The sequence below is a fragment of the Cryobacterium roopkundense genome (genome assembly GCF_014200405.1).
Taxonomy (GTDB): Bacteria; Actinomycetota; Actinomycetes; order Actinomycetales; family Microbacteriaceae; genus Cryobacterium; species Cryobacterium roopkundense.
The window spans coordinates 295,350-314,176 of record NZ_JACHBQ010000001.1 but is presented as its reverse complement, the minus strand read 5'-3'; the positions used below and the strand labels follow the sequence as shown (position 1 = coordinate 314,176).

At 67.5% G+C, this 18,827-nt stretch carries 16 protein-coding genes and 1 tRNA gene; 4 read left to right on the top strand and 13 right to left on the bottom strand.

All coding sequences use genetic code 11. The annotated features are described in order from the left end of the window. Positions 1-79 precede the first annotated feature (79 nt). Entirely contained in the window at positions 80-1,096 is a 1,017-nt protein-coding gene (locus BJ997_RS01525; protein WP_035840643.1) for a magnesium and cobalt transport protein CorA, read from the bottom strand. Positions 1,097-1,148: 52 nt separating this feature from the next. Between BJ997_RS01525 and BJ997_RS21870 the strand changes: the two genes are divergently transcribed. After that, entirely contained in the window at positions 1,149-1,748 is a 600-nt protein-coding gene (locus BJ997_RS21870) for a 4'-phosphopantetheinyl transferase family protein (protein WP_052542816.1), read from the top strand. Positions 1,749-1,757: 9 nt separating this feature from the next. Here BJ997_RS21870 and BJ997_RS01515 read toward each other — a convergent pair whose 3' ends face one another. Continuing rightward, positions 1,758-3,086, bottom strand: coding sequence for a M1 family metallopeptidase (locus BJ997_RS01515; protein ID WP_052542818.1), 1,329 nt, complete (start codon positions 3,084-3,086; stop codon positions 1,758-1,760). A 7-nt stretch (positions 3,087-3,093) separates the two neighbouring features. Then, entirely contained in the window at positions 3,094-7,002 is a 3,909-nt protein-coding gene (locus tag BJ997_RS01510; protein ID WP_338080936.1) for a Pls/PosA family non-ribosomal peptide synthetase, read from the bottom strand. Positions 7,003-7,361: 359 nt separating this feature from the next. On the opposite strand from BJ997_RS01510, the gene BJ997_RS01505 reads away from it, so the two are divergent. Beyond that, positions 7,362-7,658 (top strand): hypothetical protein, encoded by a 297-nt coding sequence (locus tag BJ997_RS01505; protein WP_052541897.1) that lies wholly within the window; start codon positions 7,362-7,364, stop codon positions 7,656-7,658. A gap of 21 nt (positions 7,659-7,679) precedes the next feature. On the opposite strand, the gene BJ997_RS01500 is transcribed toward BJ997_RS01505, so the two are convergent. Beyond that, positions 7,680-7,958, bottom strand: a complete 279-nt coding sequence (locus BJ997_RS01500) for a DUF4190 domain-containing protein (RefSeq protein WP_035834974.1) — start codon at positions 7,956-7,958, stop codon at positions 7,680-7,682. After that, a complete protein-coding gene (locus BJ997_RS01495; RefSeq protein WP_035834973.1) occupies positions 7,949-8,974 on the bottom strand; it encodes an NAD(P)H-dependent flavin oxidoreductase in 1,026 nt (341 codons plus the stop codon). Before BJ997_RS01495 ends, BJ997_RS01500 begins: the two co-directional genes overlap by 10 nt. 182 nt (positions 8,975-9,156) lie before the next feature. Here BJ997_RS01495 and BJ997_RS01490 point away from each other — a divergent pair, with 182 nt between their 5' ends. Both BJ997_RS01490 and BJ997_RS01485 read left to right on the top strand, forming a co-directional pair. Continuing rightward, complete coding sequence (locus BJ997_RS01490) at positions 9,157-9,999, top strand: UbiA family prenyltransferase (RefSeq protein ID WP_035834971.1); 843 nt, start codon at positions 9,157-9,159, stop codon at positions 9,997-9,999. Next, on the top strand, positions 9,996-11,450 hold the full coding sequence (locus BJ997_RS01485; protein ID WP_035834969.1) for a phytoene desaturase family protein: 1,455 nt from the start codon (positions 9,996-9,998) through the stop codon (positions 11,448-11,450). The genes BJ997_RS01490 and BJ997_RS01485 overlap by 4 nt, the downstream gene beginning before the upstream one ends. Positions 11,451-11,465: 15 nt before the next feature. Here BJ997_RS01485 and BJ997_RS01480 read toward each other — a convergent pair whose 3' ends face one another. The 8 genes from BJ997_RS01480 to BJ997_RS21695 all read right to left on the bottom strand — a co-directional run bounded on the left by BJ997_RS01480 (position 11,466) and on the right by BJ997_RS21695 (position 18,714). Beyond that, entirely contained in the window at positions 11,466-12,428 is a 963-nt protein-coding gene (locus tag BJ997_RS01480) for an ATP-grasp domain-containing protein (protein ID WP_035834967.1), read from the bottom strand. Positions 12,429-12,497: 69 nt separating this feature from the next. Continuing rightward, on the bottom strand, positions 12,498-14,087 hold the full coding sequence (locus BJ997_RS01475; protein WP_084141008.1) for an AbgT family transporter: 1,590 nt from the start codon (positions 14,085-14,087) through the stop codon (positions 12,498-12,500). 87 nt (positions 14,088-14,174) lie between these two features. Then, a complete protein-coding gene (locus BJ997_RS01470) occupies positions 14,175-15,515 on the bottom strand; it encodes a M20 family metallopeptidase (RefSeq protein WP_035834966.1) in 1,341 nt (446 codons plus the stop codon). Positions 15,516-15,715: 200 nt separating this feature from the next. Then, positions 15,716-16,126, bottom strand: coding sequence for a hypothetical protein (locus BJ997_RS01465; protein WP_201771686.1), 411 nt, complete (start codon positions 16,124-16,126; stop codon positions 15,716-15,718). A 212-nt stretch (positions 16,127-16,338) separates the two neighbouring features. Then, positions 16,339-16,413: transfer RNA gene (locus tag BJ997_RS01460), tRNA-Arg, on the bottom strand. Between the two features lie 107 nt (positions 16,414-16,520). Continuing rightward, positions 16,521-16,913, bottom strand: a complete 393-nt coding sequence (locus tag BJ997_RS01455) for a VOC family protein (RefSeq protein WP_035834963.1) — start codon at positions 16,911-16,913, stop codon at positions 16,521-16,523. A 225-nt stretch (positions 16,914-17,138) separates the two neighbouring features. Continuing rightward, entirely contained in the window at positions 17,139-17,639 is a 501-nt protein-coding gene (locus BJ997_RS01450) for an HNH endonuclease (RefSeq protein ID WP_035834961.1), read from the bottom strand. Between the two features lie 322 nt (positions 17,640-17,961). After that, positions 17,962-18,714, bottom strand: coding sequence for a C40 family peptidase (locus BJ997_RS21695; protein WP_052541896.1), 753 nt, complete (start codon positions 18,712-18,714; stop codon positions 17,962-17,964). Between the last annotated feature and the right edge of the window lie 113 nt (positions 18,715-18,827).

The following is an 18,827-nucleotide window of genomic DNA, read 5'->3' as shown; positions in this document are numbered from 1 at the left end:
CTCGGGCCTCGGGGCCGGGCCTCGGGCCTCGGGCCTCGGGGCCGGGGCCGGGGCCGCTGTGGGGGCGGGGGCCGCGCGACTACAGCCAGTTGCGCTTCTTGAAGACGCGGTAGAGCGTGAAGCCCATCGCGAGCATGAGGGCGAGCGCGAAGGGATAGCCGTACGCCCAGTCCAGCTCGGGCATATACGTGAAGTTCATGCCGTAGATCGTCCCCACGAGGGCCGGCGCGAACAGGATCGCGGCCCAGCTCGAGATCTTCTTCACCTCTTCACTCTGCGCAAGGCTCGTCTCGGAGAGGCGCCGCATCTCGTCATTCTGAGTCTGGGCCACGAGGGTGCTCTGGGTGGTGAGGGCGTTCTGCAGCAGCTGGCGGAACGCATCCGCTCGCTCCACGACCCGCAGGGAGTGATCGAGCACGTCGCGCAGGTGGCGGTGCAGCTCGAGGTCCACGTTGTATTTGTCGAAGCCGCGCTGAAGCGACTCGAACATGGGCACGAGCGGCTGGGTGGCCCGCTGAAACTCGATCACCTCACGGGAGAGCGCGTAGATACGGCGGGACACCTCGGGGTCGCCGTCGAAGAGCTGGTCCTCGATCTCGTCGATGTCGTTCTCGAGCCCGGCGACGACGGGCGCGTACTCGTCGACGACCTGGTCGAGGATGGCGTAGAGCACCGCCTCCGGGCCGAGGGCGAGCAGGTGCGGGGTCTCTTCCATGCGGTGGCGCACCCTGGCGAGGTCGGGCGATTCGGCATGCCGAATGGTCACCACGAAGTCCGGGCCCACAAAGATATGCAGCTCGCCGAACTCGACCCGCTCGTCCGAGTCGATGTAGCGCGCCGGGCGCAGCACAATAAACAGAGTGTCGGAGTACCGCTCGATCTTGGCCCGCTGATGCCCCGCGAGGGTGTCCTCCACCGCGAGGTGGTGCAGGCTGAACTCGTTCGCGACCTGGCGTACCTCGGCCTCGCTCGGCCTATACAAACCGATCCACGCGAAGCCGTTGTGGGCCTTCATCGCCTCGAACGTCTCGTCGAGTGTGTTGTGGGTCGCGACTCGGTGCCCGTCCACGTAGATCGCGTTATCGATCAGCGCCATTGCTCTCCTTGGTTCGGGGGCCAGTCTGCCACTCTCGGCCTAGGCTCAAGGGGTGAACACGCAGCGAAAGGATGTCTCGGTGTTCGTTCGCACGCACGCCACGGACAAAACGGCCGACTACGCCTTCCTCGCCGAGGCCGTGGCCCGGGTCACCGGCGTGCCGATCGTGCAGCTCGGCCGGCGTTGTTCACACTGCGGCGCGGAATCGCACGGGCAGGTGTTTGTGTCGTCTCCCGCAGAGGCCGCTTCGGCTGCGCACGTGTCCCTGGCCCGGGCCGGCGGGCTCGTCGCGTGTGCCGTCTCCCTGGACGGGCCGGTCGGGATCGACATCGAGGAGCTCTCCGCGGTGCGCCGCGCCGGCTTCGACGATGTCGCGTTCAACGCCGACGAACTGACGGCGCTGCGTCCGGTGTCAGGAGTCGAGGCAGACCGAGCGCGCGCCGTGATCTGGACCAGCAAGGAGGCCGTGCTCAAGCTCACGGGTGAGGGGTTGCGCGCGGACCCCCGGGGGCTGACGGTCAGGCTCGACGGAGCCGCGGCAGCCGTTTCGGGCCGTTCCGGCATTCACCTGCTCGGCTTCGAACCGGGTCCGGGCCTCGTGGGCACTGTCGCGGTGCGCACCATCGCTCCCCCGCGCCTCACCCTGCGCTGACCAGGCCCGTTACAGGCTGGGGAGTGCTGACTGCATGATCCAGCGGTCGATGAACTTGCCGATCGCCCGACTTCCGGTGTGCTCCGCAAAAAAGGCGACAAAGGCATCCGTCGTGACGTGCCCGTGCCGAAACGCGAGGGTGTAGGCCCGGAGAGCTGAGAAGAACGCCTCGTCGCCCAGCGACCGGCGGATGGCATGCAGCGCGAGCGCCCCGCGCTTGTAGACCCTGTCGTCGAACATGCTGTGCGGCCCGGGATCGCCCACCACGAGGTCTTTCGGAAGCTTATTGAGCTCGTTGCGGAACGCGTGCGCGCTCTGGTCGGCGGTGAGTCCGCCGCGCTGCTCCTCCCACAGCCACTCGGCGTAGCAGGCGAAGCCCTCCTGCAGCCAGATGTCTTGCCAGCGCGACACCGTGAGGCTGTTGCCATACCATTGGTGGGCCAGTTCATGGGCGATCAGCCGGTCACTGCCGTGCACTCCGTCGGCGTGGTTGCGGCCGAACACCGCCAGGCCGTGCGCCTCGAGCGGAATCTCCAGCTCATCGTCCGTGACCACGACGGAGTAGGCCGAGAACGGATACGGCCCGAACTTCTCACCGAAGAACGTGATCATCTCACCGAGCCGTCCGAAGTCGGTGGCCACCGCCGGCGACATGTCCGCGGGAAAGAACAGGCTTTGGGCCACCGGCGAGGCGGCGAGGTCGCGGCGGCGGTACCGGCCGATGGAGACCGTGGCGAGATAGGTCGCCATCGGTTCATGCACGTCGTAGGTCCAGCTCGTGCGCCCGGAGCGCGCGGACTGCGAGACGAGGGTGCCGTTCGAGATCACGGTGTAGCCCGACTCGCAGCTCACCCCGATGCGGTACGTCGCCTTGTTGCTCGGGTGGTCGTTGCAGGGAAACCAGGTCTGGGCGCCGCAGGGCTGGCCCGACACGAGCACGCCGTCGTCGAGCTCTTCCCAGCCCACCTCGCCCCAGGCGCTGCGCACCGGGTGGGGCGCGCCCCGGTAACGCACCAGAATCTCAAACCGCGCGCCGGCCTCGATAGTACCCGGCACCGTGATGAACACCTTGCGAGCCACGTGCGAAACCTTGCGCGCGGGCACACCGTTCACGGTGACCTTGTCGATGCTGAGGCCCGCACAATCGAGGCTGAAGCGGTCAAGCGCCGTGAGCGCCCGCGCGGTGATGATGGCCGTGGCACTCAGCCGGTTGGTGGCCACCCTGTAGTCGAGCGCGAGATCGTAGTGCTCGGCGAGGTACCCGCCGTTTCCGCTCGTGGGAATGTACGGATCACCGGCAGTCGCGGCGCCATAGTGGGCGGAGGAAGTGTGAGGCATAACACCCTCAACTATTCCATGGCGGCGAGTGCCACGGTGAAATGGGGTTTCCAGACCACAGCGACCCGGTGGGAACCCGCTCGCCGCGCATCACCAGCGAGGCTGGCCCCACCGTCGAGCCCTCGTCGACGGATGCCGCGGGAAGGATCACGCTGTGCGGCCCGAGTGTCGAGCCCGAGGCCATCGTCACGGTGTCGAGCTGCATGATGCGGTCATGAAAGAGGTGGGTCTGCACGACGCAGCCGCGATTCACGGTGACGCCGTCGCCGAGGTTCACGAGGTCGGCTTCTGGCAGCCAGTAGGACTCGCACCACACGCCCCTCCCGATCTTCGCACCGAGGGTGCGCAGCCACACGGCAAGCGCGGGCGTGCCGGCAGCCTTGGCCGCAAACCAGGGCCGCGCCACGATCTCGACGAAGCTGTCAGACACCTCATTGCGCCAGATGAACGACGACCACAGCGGATGCTCAGTGGCCGCTATCCGCCCCACCAACACCCACTTGGCCACTGTCGTCACGAGCGCGGCGGTCGCGCCCGCCGCGAGCAGCACCACTCCCGACAGGGCTACCGCCCATCCGAGGCCGAGGTCGAGCCACAACCACTCCAGACCGCCGAGCACGCCGAGCGCCACCCAGCCTGCCACGACCGCGGGCACCAGGCGCAGCAGCTCCCACAGGGCGCGCGCCACCTTGAGCCGCACGGGAGGGTCGAAGGTGCGGGCCTCGTCGGCATCCGTTACCGTGCGCCGCAGGCGGGTCGCGGGGTTGCCGAGCCAGCTTGAGCCGCGCTTGGCCTTGCGCGGCGTGGACGAGAGCACCGCCACGAGTCCGTTGCGCGGAACCGTGCGTCCGGGCCCCGCCATTCCGCTATTGCCGAGGAACGCCCGGCGCCCCACCTTGGCCGGGGCGATGTGCAGCCAGCCGCCGCCGAGCTCGTAACAGGCCACCATGGTGTCGTCGGCGAGGAAGGCGTCGGGGGCGATTGTGGTGAGCGCGGGAATGAGCAGCACCGTCGACGCCTCGACGCCAGGGCCCACCTTGGCGCCGAGCAGACGCAGCCACACCGGCGTGAACAGGCTCGCGAACACCGGAAAGAGCACGTCGCGGCTGCCGTCGAGCAGGCGTTCGGTCATCCAGACCTGCCAGCCGATGCGGCTGCGCACGGGGTAGTAGCCCTCGCGCAGGCTCACGCCGAGGGCCCGCACCGAGGCGATCACGAGCAGCGCGTAGAACACCCCGCCGGCCACGACGGCGAGCGGCATCATGAGCGCGGCGCGCAGCAGGGCAACTCCGAGAGTGCTTGCATCGCCGATCGCTACGCCGAGCAACAGCGCGCCGAGGCCGATCGCGAGCGCGGGGATGCCCGTCATCGCGATCGAACCGGCCGCGAACAGGGCGAGCCAGCGGCGCGAGTTCGCCGGACGCTCGGCCGGCCAGGACTCCTTCGCCGAGCCGACGCGGGTGGCAGGAGAGCCGGCCCACCGTTCCCCGGCCGGCACCGCCTCCGATACCGCGGCACCGGGTTCGAGCTGGGCGCCATTGCCGATGTGCGCGCCGCCGAGCAGAGTGCTGCGGGAGCCGATCTTCGAATCGGCGCCGATGTGCACGTGGCCGATGCGCAGCACGTCGCCGTCTACCCAGTAGCCGGCGAGGTCGGTTTCAGGTTCGATCGCGGCCTGCGAGCCGATCGAGAGCATGCCTGTCACGGGTGGAAGCGTGTGCAGGTCAACGTCGCGGCCGATTTGGGCGCCGAGGGCCCGGGCGTAGTAACTGATCCACGGCGCTCCCGAAAGGCTCGCGGCGTCGACGAGCAGGGCCACCTGCTCGGCGAGCCACAGGCGCAGGTGCACGGAACCGCCCCGGGGATAGTTGCCGGGTTTCAGGCCGAGCAGCAGCATCCGCGCGGCGATCACCGAGATCGCCATCTTGCCGGGCGGTGTTACGAAGAGAACGAAACCCGCGGCCACTACCCACCAGGACACGGTTGGCACGAAAACGGATGCACCCCAAACCGCGAGCAGGTTGTTAGCGATGGCGAGGTACACGAGCCAGCGGGTGCCGACGAGCACGTGCAGCGGGATGCCGAGCAGGGTCTGCGCGATCTGGCTGCGCCGCGGTGTGGGCAGCACCTGCCGGGTGACGACGGGTTCGTCGGGGGTACGGGCGTCGAGTTCGTCGGCGAGGGAGCCGATGCGCGGGTAGTCGTAGATGTCGGCGACGGTGGTCTCGGCGAAGCGTTCGCGAAGCGCGGAGACGAACTGGGCCGCGGAGAGCGAGCCGCCTCCGTGGGCGAAGAAATCGTCGTCGGGACCGGAGACGGGCACGCCGAGGATGGCGGCCCATTTCTCGGCGAGCCACACGGCGGTGGGGCTCAGTTCGCCGGCGGCCGACTCGTCGCCGGTGGCGGGCAGCGGCCAGGGCAGTGCGGCTCTGTCCACCTTGCCCGACGTGCGGGTGGGCAGCTCGTCGACGATCGCCAGCAGGGGAACGAGGGCGGCGGGGAGTTCTTCGCGCAGGCGGTCCATGGCCAGGCTGCGGTCGAAGGTCGCGGCATCCGTCGTGGTGAGGGCGATGTAGCCCACGAGAACGTGGTTGCCGGCCGGGGTGGTCTGCACGACGGCGGCGCCGCCGGCGACCCCGCGCAGGGACTGCAGGGCCGCGTCGACCTCGCCCAGTTCGATACGACGGCCGCCGAGTTTCACCTGGTCGTCGGCGCGGCCCATGAACACCAGGCCGGCTTCTTCGAAGCGCACGAGGTCGCCGCTGCGGTAGGCGCGGTCCCAGCCGAGCTCGGCGTGCGGGGCGTACTTCTCGGCGTCTTTCTCGGCGTCGAGGTAGCGGGCCAGCCCGACGCCGCCGATGATGAGCTCGCCCACTTCGCCCTCGGCCACGCGGTGGCCAGACTTGTCGACCACGGCGAGGTTCCAGCCGTCGAGAGGGAGGCCGATGCGCACGAGGGCTTCGCCGCCGAGCAGCGCGGCGCACGCCACGACGGTGGCTTCCGTGGGCCCGTAGGTGTTCCACACCTCACGCTCGCGGGCGACGATGCGCGCCACCAGGTCGGGCGGGCAGGCCTCACCGCCGAAGATCACCAGGCGCACGCGTTCAAGGGCGTCTTCCGGCCAGAGGGCGGCAAGTGTGGGCACCGTGGAGACCACTGTGATTCCGTGGGCGATGAGCCAGGGGCCGAGGTCGGCGCCCGAGCGCACGAGCGAACGCGGGGCAGGCACGAGGCAGGCGCCGTTGCGCCAGGCCAGCCACATCTCTTCGCAGCTCGCGTCGAAGGCTACGGAGAGCCCGGCGAGCACGCGGTCGCCGGTGCCGATCGGCTCGTCGCGCAAGAACAGGCCGGCCTCGGCGTCGACGAAGGCCGCCGCCGAGCGATGCGTCACGGCGACACCCTTGGGCACGCCGGTCGATCCGGAGGTGAAGATCACCCACGCGTCATCGTCGGGGGTGGGAATGACGGCAGGAGGGAAGACCAGAGTGGGGTCCTCGTCGGCGGGCAGGCCGCGCGCGGCGAGGGCGGCAGCATCGAGAGTGTCGCGCACGGCGAAGACAGCTCTCGGCCCGATGATGCCCACGACTCCGGCTTCGGAGAACACGAGCTGCGCCCGTTCCTCAGGATCGTCGGCGTCGACGGGCACGTAGGCCGCACCCACGAGCAGCGTCGCGAGGATGGAAACGTACAGGTCTCGGGTGCCGGAGGGGATGCGGATTCCCACTTTGTCGCCGCGGCGCACGCCGCTGCGGCTCAGGTGCGTGGCCTGGTCGTTCACGAGGCGGAGCAGGCCCCGATAGCTGATGCCGCCGGCCGCGTCTTCGAGGGCGAGCGCCTCGGGGTGCAGCTCGGCAGTGGCCGCGAGGATGTCGGCGAGCGTGCGGGCCGACGTAGTGCGCGACTCGGCCTCGAGCACGCCCTGGTCGATGTTGGTGCGGCCGTTCTCGCTGTCGCCGGTCTCGCTGTCGCTCACGCGCACTCCCCTGTTTCGCGTGCCCTGGATCGGCCGCGCAAGCCCTCAGTTTAGAGGTCCGAGGTTACGCGCAGGGACGGCGCGACCACCTCATGAGAACGACAGTATTATGTTCTCGCGGATGACCTCATGACGCGCACCCGGGCATTCGCTTTTCTGCGGCCAATTCTCGCCCTCGCAGGCTACCTCAGGGACGCGCGGCTCAAGACCCACCAATCACGACGATCTGGAAGTAGGGGTTTTCTCCCGGGTGGCGCACTGATTGACTGGGCGAACCGTCACACGCAACTAGAAGGAGCCCCATGGAGTACTCGGCCACGATCGTCGCCCAGACATACCAGACCAAGCCGGAGGCCCTCGCGATCATCGCCGCCGCCTTGGCGCTTCCGGTGACGGGCACCGCCACCGCTCACTCCTATATATCTCTCGCGCGCGGCGGTCGGGTCGAGGTAGAGATTCCCAAGTTCGGCGAGTCCCTCCCGCTCGCCATCGACGTCTACAGCCGTCGGAGCGCCGCAGAGGCGCGCACCTCTGCCCAAAACGTGCTCGAAATTCTCACCACAGCCACCGGCTGGCAGATCGAGCACCTGCACGATTGAAGGAGCGGATGCCGCCGGCGCTCAGCCCCAGATGTTGGCCTGATAGGCCATCGACACGGCGATGAGCTCCAGCGCCAGCACGACGTATCCAACCACGAGGGCCCCGGCCGCCAATCCTCGCCCGGCGACGAGACCCCGTGCGATGCGATCGAGGCTGACGTGGCCCAACACGATGCCTGCGGGAGGAACCACGACCGCGAGCACGACGCTCGCGAGAGGCAGCGTTCTCGTGGCCCCGGCCACGGGAACGACTCCGCGCGCCCTGTCGTTCTGCCGCATCGCGTAGCGAATCAGGCGCACGCCTCCTGCCAGAGCCGGGTGAGCACATCCGCTGCAGGCTCCGCGGTGGCGGAACGGTAGCCGGTACCGGCCCAGAGGGCCAGACCCTCGGGGTCGCCGCGACGGCCGGCATCCGCTCGAAGAACCGCCGTGAGGTGGTGCACCTGCGGGTATGCCCACGGTGCCCCCGCGTCGTGTTCGGTGATAAACGCGTTGAGCAAACCGCGGGCGGCGCGGCCGGAGAATGCCCGGGTGATCACGGTGCTGGTGAACCTCGGGTCGGCGAGGGCATCTTTGTGGGCATGCTGCGCGCCCGATTCGTCGGTGCGCAGAAACGCCGTGCCCAGCTGCACGGCGGTCGCCCCGCCGGCGAGCAGCTCCGCAATCTGCTCGCCAGAGCGGATGCCTCCGGCCGCCACAATCGGCAACGTCACACTGTCGAGAACGGCTGCCACGAGCACCGGCAGCGGAATACTTTCAGGCTTGTCGGATGTGTTGAAGGTGCCGCGGTGCCCGCCGGCGTCGGGTCCCTGCACGCACAGCGCGTCGACGCCGCGGCTCTCGGACTGGATCGCCTCGTCGACAGAGGTGACCGTGGCGACCACGCTCGTGCCCACGCTGTGCAGGCGGGCGACGACGTCGGCCGACGGCAACCCAAACGTGAACGACACCACGGGCACGCGCAGGCCGACCAGGAGGTCGACCTTCTCGGCGAACCAGTCGTCGTCGACGCGGGTGGGCGGCAGCGTGACACCGCGGGCCAGCGCGGCGGGCTCGAGCGCCCGACGGTACCGCTCGACGCCGGCCAGATCGGTGGGCGGTGCCTGCGGCAGGAACACATTGACCCCAAACGGATGCCGGCTGTCGCCGCGCACGGCGGCGATCTGCCGCTCGAGCACGTCCGGTGTCTTGTAGCCGGCGGCCAGGAAGCCGAGGCCACCCTCATGGCCGACGGCGACAACCAGGTGTGGAGTGGATGTGCCCCCGGCCATGGGTGCCGCAATCACGGGAATTCGCAGGTCTGCCAGGGTGAACATGGGGCTCCTCAGAGTCGATGCGAACGCGCCGACACTCCCATGCTGGCAGTCCGCGCGTCGGGAAGATACAGCACGGGGCAGGTTGGTCCGATTCTCCGTACCGCGCGCGGGTGCCCGCGGCACACCGAGGGGCACCCGGGCGGACACAGCCCGAGGTTGGACGCGCCCGTTATAGTGAAAAAATGCTCTCGCGCCTGCTTCTGATCTCCCGACCGGTGCTCTGGGTGAACACCATCGGCACGACGGTGGTCGGCATGTGGCTGGTCGGGGACCTGTGGCGCTGGGACGTGGTTCCACTACTGCTCTGGGCGACGCTCCCGTTCAACCTGCTGATCTACGGTGTGAACGACATCTTCGACCAGGAAACCGACGCTCAGAACAGCCGAAAGGGCGGTCTCGAGGGAGCCCGCATCGCTCGTTCCGAGTCACGACCCATTCTCCTCGGTGTCGCGCTGACCAACATTCCGTTTGTCGCATACTTCCTGTTCGTGTTGCCGGCGCCCGCACTGGCCTGGATCGCCGCCTACATTCTGATCTTCATCTTCTACTCTGCTCCCCCGCTGCGCTTCAAAGCCCGACGCTACCTGGACTCGCTCAGCAATGCCGCCTACGCGTTCCCCCTCGTCTTCGTTCCTCTGGCCTTCGGCGAGAAACCGGTCTGGGCCGCAGCGATCGGCCTGATGACGTGGAGCGTAGCCAAGCACACCTTCGACGCGGTGCAGGACATCGAAGAAGACCGCGACGCCGGCATCGTCACCACGGCGGTGCATCTCGGACCGCGCGGCGCGGCCGTGTGGAGTGGGGCGTGGTGGGTGCTCTCCACCGCGTGCTTCGCCCTCGTCAGCCTGCCGGTCGCCGCCGTGAACGCGGCCATTGCCGGCTGGCTCGTTGTTTCGCTCTACCGTGCGCCACGACCGGCCACGGGGCGTCGACTGTACCGATACTCCATCGCGTTCCCCTACGTCGCCGGATCCGTCGCCGGCGCCCAGCTCGTCGTTTCCCTCGTTCTAGGAGAGTTCTCATGACCCCATCCGTCGCCGCGAAGCGAATCGTCGTGCTGGGCGCGGGTTTGGGCGGGCTCGCCGCCGCCGCGCTGCTCGCGAGCGCCGGCCACACCGTCACCGTTCTCGAGGGGCAAGAGCACGTGGGCGGCAAGAGCCGTCGCATCCATGTCAACGGCCAGCGCATCGACACCGGACCCTCGCTCGTGACGTTCCCGCAAATCTGGCAGGAGCTCCTGCGCCGCTGCGACACCCTGGCCGCGGCGGCCGGAACCGCAACGGCGACGGATGCCGCGGCCCTCACCGCCATCTCGCTGCAGCGCCTGCCCGAGGTGGGGCGCTACGTCTTCCGCGGCGAGACGGCCACCCTTCCGGTGCCGGAAGGCCACCCGTGGCGGGCGGCCTGGGTGCGGTTCGAACGCGAGCACGGCGGACTTGGGGCGAGCATGGCCACCTTGCTTACGGCAGACCCGGCCGACCCGAAGTCCCTCCCCGCCGTGCGCGACGTCTTTCGCCGCTACGGTGCGCGACTGACGACCCGGCGCTTTCTCGACGGGCTGACGTGGATGCCCGCCGGATTACGCGAGATCATCGCGATTCACACCCTGAACGCCGGCGTCTCGCCGCGGCACACGCTCGCGCTCTACGCCAGCATGCCCGCGGTCATGGCCCGCGACGGCGTCTTCGTGCCGAACGGCGGCGTGCACGAGCTGCCGCTCGCCCTCGAACGCCTGGCGAGGGGGGCCGGCGCCCGGATTCAGCTCGGGGAGCCCGTTCTGTCGGTCGCGCCGGGGGTCGTGCGCACGGCCGTGGCCGAGTATCGAGCCGACGTGGTTGTCAGCGGACTCGATTCCGGCGTTCTGGATATCCTGCTGGACGACGGTGTTCCGCGCACACCGGCGGCGTTGTCCTGCTCGGGCGTGGCGATTTACGGCGTGCTCAGGGAACTCCTTCCCGCGGAAACGGCCACGCATTCAGTGGTGCTTCCCGACGATCCGGCGGCGCTGCACCGCAGCCTCGAGGCCGGATCCACCCCCGACCAGACGATGGCGTTCGTCAACTACTACCGCCCCCACGAGATCTATCCCAATGAACAGGCCACCGTGGCCGTGTTGCTCACCGCCCCGGCCGACGGACGCGCGTACACCCTCGACGACGAATTCGTGCGGCGGGAAGTCGAGCGGGTCAGCGCCGCCGTGGGGCTCTCCCGTCCCATCACCGAGCTGATGAGCGGCTACGAGATCCTCGATCCCGGGCACTTCTCCACGTGGGGTTCGACCGGCGGCGCCCTGTACGGCGCGAGGCGCCCCCTCTGGAAGAGCGGGCCGTTCCACCGCCCGGGCTACACGAGCCGGAAGCGTCCGTGGTTGTGGCGCGTGGGTGCATCAGTGCATCCCGGCGGCGGTATCCCCGCTGTGCTCGGTGGCGCCATGACCTCGGTCGACAAGCTGCTCAGGTCGCTCGACGCCTCCTGACCCGAGCGAGACGACTCAGGCCGCGAGGCCCTTGAGGTACCGGGCGAGGGCAAACGGAGCCGAGCGCGGGGCCTCGGCCTCCACGACGGCGTTGTAGTTCGTGTTGGTGTTCACGTCGTACGTGAGCACGCGGCCGTCTTCGGCTTCGATGAATTCGATGCCGCAGACTTCGAGCCCGTTGCGGCGCGCGAACTCGAGGTACTTGTCGATGATCGAGTGGTCGAAGTCCTCGCGCAGGCTGAACAGCTGCTGACCGGCCACGGGGGCAATGGTGGCTCCGGGCGGCATGATCGGCTGGAGGGTGATCGGGTCGATGGCGCAGGCATCCGCTGGGCAGAGTTGGAAGCCGCCGCGCGCGGTATCGGCCTTCACGGCGTACATGAACTCGCCGCCCACGATCTCGACCCGGGTGATGAACGGTTCCTTCGCCTGGATGTACTCCTGAATGAGCGTGATGCCGTCCTGTGGCTCCTCAAACTCGTCGCTCGCCACGTAGTCGGCGAGCTCGGCGTGGCTGGTGAACTTGCGCACGCCCAGACCCTTGCCGCCCTGGTTGTGCTTGGTCATGAATGGGGTCGGAAAGTCGTGCGCGGCGGCGAGAATCTGCTCGCGGCCAACCGCTGCCACCGTGCGCGGGGTGTCGATGCCGGCGGCCTTGAGCGCCATCAGCTGCTCGACCTTGCTCATCTCCAGTTCGAGTACGCGCCGACCGTTCACGGTGCGACGACCGTGCGCCTCCAGCCAGGCCAGCACGGCACGCGCGTAATCTTTCGACAGTCCGTGGTCGCGGGTGTGAGCGGATGCGCTGATGCGCGACCAGAAGACGCCCTCCGGCGGTACCGCATCCAAGTCCAGAACACCGTCGGTGAGCAGCCATTCCTCCACCTCCATGCCCTCGGCTTCGAAGGCCCTCGTGAACGGCGGAAACCACTCCGGGTTCTCATGCAGGGCGTAGATCTTCGGCGGGGCAGAACTCATGGAGATATTTCCTTTCGGGTTGCACTGACTCAAAGGAGACGGCGGTGCGCAGTATTCCTGCGCCAAGTCCTACTGCGGGATCATGATGCCGTTGCCCGGGCCCATCGGGAGGTCGAGGAAGTAGAAGACGCTCAGCACTGCGACCCAGGCGATCCAGAACGTCACCGCGAACGGCAGCATGCGCGCGATCACGGTACCGAGCCCGGCCTGCGGCTCGTACTTGCGCAGCATGGTGAGCAGCACGATCATGTAGGGGTTCAGCGGAGTGAGCACCTGAGTGGCCGAGTCCCCCACCCGAAAGGCTCCCTGAATGAACGCGGGTTCGTAGCCGAGCAGCACGAACAGCGGCACGAATACGGCGGCCATCAGAGTCCACATTGCCGACCCCGAGATGATGAAGAGGTTCAGCAGTGACGCCAGCAGCACGAACCCGAGGATCGCCGGGAAACCGGTGAGGCCGATCGCCTCGAGGCCGCCCGCCCCGGCGACGGCGATCCAGCTGCCGATTCCGGAGAAGTTGAAGAGGGCGATGAACTGGCCGAGAATAAACGCGAGTACCAGGAACCCGCTCATGTCTTTCACCGCCTGGCCCATCACTCGCGGCACGTCACTCCCCTTCGCGATGGTGCCGGTGATCTTGCCGTACACCAACCCGGGAATCACGAACATGGCGAAGACGATGAAGACAATCGAGCTCAGCAGTGGCGACCTCGGCAGAAACCCCCCGTCTTCGTTGCGCCACGGCGAGTCGGGCAGGAGCACGCCGGCGAGAATCACCGCGGCAACGATCAGCCCGGTCACGAAAGACCAGCGCAGGCCGCGCAGTTCGGTGGCTGTCAGCGTGGTGCTCAGAGCGGTGTCGGTCGAGGGAGCGTCATCGTCGACCAGCTCGTCGCGGGAGATGCCGATGCGGCCGATGCGGGGTTCGAGCACCTTGTCGATGATGAAGCCCGCGAGGGCAACGAGCACCAACGATGAGACCACGTTGAAGAAGTAATTCGACACGGGGGTCACGGCCGATCCCGCGTTCGGCAGATTCACCGTAACCGAGGTCGTGATACCGGCAAAGAGCGCATCGAGGCTGGTCACGAACATCGACGTGGAGTAGCCCGCGCCCACGGCAGCGAACCCTCCCAGCAGACCGGCCACGGGATGTCGGCCAGCGGCCTTGAAGACAAGGGCGGCGAGCGGGGGAATCACCACGAAGGCGGCGTCGGACATGATCGATCCCATGACCCCCACAAATGCCACGGCGTACGGGAGCGACCAGCGCGGAGCGGAGCCGAACGCCCGGCGAATGAGCGCCGCGAGCAAACCAGACTTCTCGGCGACGCCGACCGCGAGGAGGATGGGCAGCACGGTCGCCAGCGGCGGGAAGCCGAGGTAGTTAGCCCCAATGTTCTGGGTGAACCAGGTGAGCCCCTCTGCGGTGAAGAATCCCTTGATCTCGGCGACCTCGTCACTTCCGGGCACCTGCACGGAGACGTCGGCCCACGCCATCGCCGTGGAAGCCACGGCGGTGAGCGCGAACAGAATCAGGAACAACATGAACGGGTCCGGCAGCTTATTGCCCACCCGCTCGATGCCGCCCAGCAGGCGATCGATCACGACAGTGCGACGGGTGAGCGGCGGAGCTGAAGACGGTGCTACTGATGACATGGAACCTACCTTGCTGGGGACCTTGCTATGGATCGAGCCGGACGGTCGGTGAGTCAGGAGATCGGTGCTGGTGACCCGCGAGAAACGTCAGTCGAAGAAATGCGGCACGTCGACCGGGCCGCCCTGCGCCGCGAACTCGTCTGCCACGCTCCGGCGCAGCTCGGCGTCGCAGAGAAAGTCGAGGGCAGTCAGGGCCAGGCCGCTGGCGCCGTCGAGGGCACCGAGCTCAGCGGCATCCGTTGCTGCGGCCGCCGCGAATTCGTGGGTGTGCAGGGCCACATCGGATGCGGCGATCTTGATCAGCGGGTGGATGCCCGGAATACGGTGGCTCACGTTGCCGAAGTCCGTCGAGGCGGCGATGGTCTCGGAGACCACGCCGAGCGGCAGCGGGCTGCGACCGCGGCGCTGCTGCGCGGCGACCCAGCGCCCGGTGAGCGCGTTGTTCGTGCGCACCGGCAGGGAGGGGGCATGTTCGTCCCAATCAATCTCGACGCTTGTGCCGGTCATCAGTGCGGCACCGTCGGCGATGTCGTTCAGGCGGGCGCTGAGGTCTTTGAGGGTCTCTGCGAACTTCGATCGCGCGTAGATTTTGAGCACGGCCCGCTCGGGAATGATGCTCGGCCTGGTGCCGCCCTCGGCAATGACCGCGTGAACTCTGTCGACCGGCGGCAGCTGTTGGCGTAACAGGCCGATCGCCTGGTACGCGAGCGTGGCGGCATCGAGGGCGTTGCGTCCCATGAAGGGCTGAGCGGATGCGTGTGCCGCCACACCCCTGAAGGTTACGGTCAGCACGCGGCGGCCGAGCCACACCTGATCGGCGAGGTCGTAGCCGTACGGGTGAACCATGATGGCGGCGTCGAGCCCGTCGAAGGCGCCGTTCCGGGCCATGACTTCTTTACCGGAAGACCCCTCCTCGGCGGGAGTGCCAAGAAACACGACCCGGCCGTCGAAGGCGTCGGGGTTGTGCTTGAGAGTGTTGGCGAGCGCGAGGAAGGCTCCGAGGCCCGTCGCGGCGATCACATTGTGGCCACACCCATGGCCCACGTCGGGAAGCGCGTCGTACTCGCTGAGAATGCCGATAGCCGGGCCGCTCTGCGAACGAGCGTCCGAACCGATCTCGGCGCGGATCGCAGTGTCGAGCCCGTGCACGCCGAGCTGTGCGTCGATGCCGTGGCTGGCGAGCACCTGCACGAGGAATGCTGCGCTGCGGTGCTCTGCGAAGGCGGTCTCAGGGTCGGCGTGCAGGGTGTGCACGATGTCGTGCAGGTCGGCCGCGAGGGCGTTCACCTCCGCCTCGACGGCCGTGGCGAGCGGGGCTGGTGCTCCGGCGAAGCGCGACGGCACCGACTCATAGGTCTGCATCTTTCGAGCCGTTTCGGCCTCAAGCTTTTGCAGGTACGTCGTGCTCGGTGCGTTCGAAAAGCTCATATATACACACTAGTCAGGCAAATTTTGATGCCACGACGCATCCGCTCCTTCTTAATGTGCTCGTAACGCGACGGTCGCCACCGCCGGCCGGGGCGCGACGACGGCGCAATCGAGACTCCGCAACCCGATCCTCAGACCGGGCTTGCGCCGTAAGGCGGGTCGCTGAAACTCCGGTTTACGAGCGGATACGCGTGCCGTTTCTAACCGACGGCCCTCTTCAGCAATTCCACCAGCTGCTTCTGATCGGCGGCGGTGAGCTGGGTCACAGCAAAGGAGGTCGGCCAGAAGGTGCCCTCATCGAGTTTCGCGTCGGGCTGAAACCCGATCGTGGCATATCGAACCTTGAACTTAGCGGCACTCTGGAAGAAGGTCACCACCTTGCCGTCGTTGTTGGCGTAGGCGGGCATGCCGTACCACGTCTTCGCCGCCAGGCTGGTGTGGGTCGTGACCAGCTGGTGAAATGTCTCCGCCAATTCTTTGTCTGTGCCAGACAGCTCGGCGATCGCTGCGAGGCAGGCCGCCTCCAGGTCGGCCCCTGCTTTTGCAGCCTTGGCTTCGGCAGCCGCCGCCCTCATCGCGGCTTTTTCCTCTTTGCTGAAGGTGTCGCTCACGGTATCCCCGTTCGGTGGTGTGATCCAAGACGCCCAGCATAGTGCACAGCGTTCGAGGGAGATACGGAAGCGCCGGCCCCAGGGAGGAGGCTGTCCAGGCGCTGAGGCTACCTAAAACCGGCGATTTTTCTGACAGACCGGGTGCATCGGCCGACCTTCCAGCCGTGTCTCAGAAGCTCCGGTTGTGCGCCGAGCCGTGCCGGATGCTGACGTGGTGCCCCTGGAGGGATTCGAACCCCCAACCGTTTCCTTAGGACGGAACTGCTCTTCCGTTGAGCTACAGAGGCTGGTGCAGCAAGTTTAGCCGCTCACAACGCTCGGCTCGCTCACTCAAGGCGCGCGAGTGACGCGTGGCACCCGCCGCTGACGAGATCCGCGGTGGGGTGAGGGGCGGCTAATCGGCCATGTGCACGATTTGGATCAGGTTGCCGCAGGTGTCATCGAGCACGGCGGTGGTCACCGGTCCCATAACCGTGGGCTCTTGCGTGAAGCGCACGCCGAGTGCGCGCATCCGCTCATACTCGGCAGTGACGTCGTCGACGGCAAACTGCGTGAACGGGATACCGTCGGCCACCAGGGCGTCCTTGAACGGCTTCGCTGCGGGGTGGCCGCTGGGCTCGAGGAGCAGCTCGGTGCCCTCGAGGTTCTCCGGCGATACCACGGTCAGCCATCGGTCCTCGCCGCCCAGGGGAATGTCATGCTTCTTCACAAAACCCAGCACGTCGGTGTAGAACCGCAGCGCCTTGTCCTGATCGTCGACGAGCACGCTGGTGATGTTGATTCTCATGTCGGTTCCCTCCGGCGTGCTGTTGGTCGGGCTGGGGAGCCCGCACGCTAACGATACGCGGATCGGGCGCCGCTCTCGCGGGGCGCTAACGCTCGAGCGAGCGCGCGCCGCCATACGGGCGCGCGTCGGTGGGCCCGGCGCCGTTAGCGCGGGGCGCTAACGCTGTAGCGGGCGCGCCCGACCGTTCGGGCGCGCGCCGCCGGCGCGGCGTAGACGGAGGGCGGGCTACGCGGCTGCGGTGGCCAGGTATTCGTCCCACTGCTCGAGCGGATGCTCCACGCCGCGCACGACCCAGGTCGCGCCCTGCGGCATCCGTGGGAGAAAACGCAGGCTCCAGCCCATCTCGGCCGGAGTGTGGTCGCTCTTGGAGTTGTTGCACGTGAGACAGCAGGCGGCGAGGTTGTCCCAGGTATCGCGCCCGCCGCGCGAGCGCGGCAGGATGTGGTCGATGGTGGCGGCGGACTTACCGCAGTAGCAGCAGCGGTGATTGTCGCGGCGCAGCACGCCGCGCCGGCTCACCGGCACGATCCGTCCGCGGGGAAGTCGCACGTAGCGGGTGAGCAGAATAACGCTCGGCCGATCCCAGGAGCCCGAGGAGGCGAAGACCGGATGCCCCCGATCGGACTGCACGATCGTCGCCTTCTGGTTCATCACCAGAATCAGTGCCCGCTTGTAGCTCACCACGGCGAGGGGCTCGTACCCCGCGTTGAGGACCAGTGTTCGCATGCGCTCCCTTTCGAAGGAGACTGGACGGCTTCCAGCCATTCGAACTGCTTTTCTGTCGTAAGCAGGTGGGAACGAGCGATCAAACAAAAAAAGACGCTGTCACGAATGACAACGCCTTTCAGGCCACGGAGTGGCTCGTTACTGTCTGACAACTATGACGACGCACAGAATCGACGCGCTGATCCATGGTGTGGATCGTGCGTAGCTCGTGCATCATCTCTCCCAAGCCTGAAAACAACCGAAACATCAGGTTAACGCACAAGTGGCGTCCCGCGATAGACGGGACGCCACTGTGTTACACAATGTTCATATCTGGCGGTTCTTAGATTCCGATGCGCACGATGTAGTAGTCGTCGGACCAGATGGGCTGGATGCGCACGTTCTGGCCGGTGTAGGGCGCGTGCAGGATATTGCCGTTGCCGGCGTAGAAACCGTCGTGGCCTGGCATGATCACGAGGTCACCGGGAAGGGCGTCCTCCTCGGCGATGCGCGTGCCCATGGCACCCTGGCCGGTGGACGAGTGCGGCATGCTGATGCCGAACTGGGCGTAGACGTACATGATGAAGCCGGAGCAGTCGAAACCGGCCGGAGTCGCTCCGCCATAGACGTAGGGAACGCCCTGATACTCGGAGGCCTTGTTGAACACGGCCTGCAGGTCGAACGCCGGGTGACTCGGGTTCGCGAGGAAGTCGGCTGCGGAGGGACCCGTGTACGCGCTTGCATAGCTGGTGCGCTGCGAGGCCACCGCGACGCGGCGGGCCTCCGCGGCGGCGGCGGTTGCGGCGGCCTGAATCTCTTCGGGCGTTGTGGCGGTGAAGCCCTCACGGGCCACACTCACGGTTGCTGCCTGGGCGTCGACCTCGACGGCCTGTGCGCCGGCCTTGGTCGCCTGCGTCGAGGCGGACGCCTCGAACGTGGCCTCATTGGATCCCGGCGCGAACGCGTAGGCGGGCAAGGCCATCGTGGCAACGAGGCCGCTGGCGAGAGTCATGATGACGATGTTGCTGACGCCACCGCGTCGTGCTCGCTTCGGGGCGGCACGGCGTCCGGTGTGACGATCGACCGACGTGTTCACTTTTTCGAGTGAATCGGGTGTCGGCGTCGTCCCACGACGGGACCTTCTCATTCCTAATGCGGCCAAAGTTATCCTCCGACGCCTCGACAACACTAGGTAGTTGCCCCGTCCAC

Excerpts from the sequence above, each read along its gene's own strand:
- BJ997_RS01455 (WP_035834963.1), bottom strand. The coding sequence starts at position 16,913 with ATGAGAATCAACATCACCAGCGTGCTCGTCGACGATCAGGACAAGGCG.
- BJ997_RS01450 (WP_035834961.1), bottom strand. The coding sequence starts at position 17,639 with ATGCGAACACTGGTCCTCAACGCGGGGTACGAGCCCCTCGCCGTGGTG.
- BJ997_RS01485 (WP_035834969.1), top strand. The coding sequence starts at position 9,996 with ATGACCCCATCCGTCGCCGCGAAGCGAATCGTCGTGCTGGGCGCGGGT.
- BJ997_RS01475 (WP_084141008.1), bottom strand. The coding sequence starts at position 14,087 with ATGTCATCAGTAGCACCGTCTTCAGCTCCGCCGCTCACCCGTCGCACT.
- BJ997_RS01495 (WP_035834973.1), bottom strand. The coding sequence starts at position 8,974 with ATGTTCACCCTGGCAGACCTGCGAATTCCCGTGATTGCGGCACCCATG.
- BJ997_RS01525 (WP_035840643.1), bottom strand. The coding sequence starts at position 1,096 with ATGGCGCTGATCGATAACGCGATCTACGTGGACGGGCACCGAGTCGCG.
- BJ997_RS01480 (WP_035834967.1), bottom strand. The coding sequence starts at position 12,428 with ATGAGTTCTGCCCCGCCGAAGATCTACGCCCTGCATGAGAACCCGGAG.
- BJ997_RS01470 (WP_035834966.1), bottom strand. The coding sequence starts at position 15,515 with ATGAGCTTTTCGAACGCACCGAGCACGACGTACCTGCAAAAGCTTGAG.
- BJ997_RS01490 (WP_035834971.1), top strand. The coding sequence starts at position 9,157 with ATGCTCTCGCGCCTGCTTCTGATCTCCCGACCGGTGCTCTGGGTGAAC.
- BJ997_RS01505 (WP_052541897.1), top strand. The coding sequence starts at position 7,362 with ATGGAGTACTCGGCCACGATCGTCGCCCAGACATACCAGACCAAGCCG.
- BJ997_RS01515 (WP_052542818.1), bottom strand. The coding sequence starts at position 3,086 with ATGCCTCACACTTCCTCCGCCCACTATGGCGCCGCGACTGCCGGTGAT.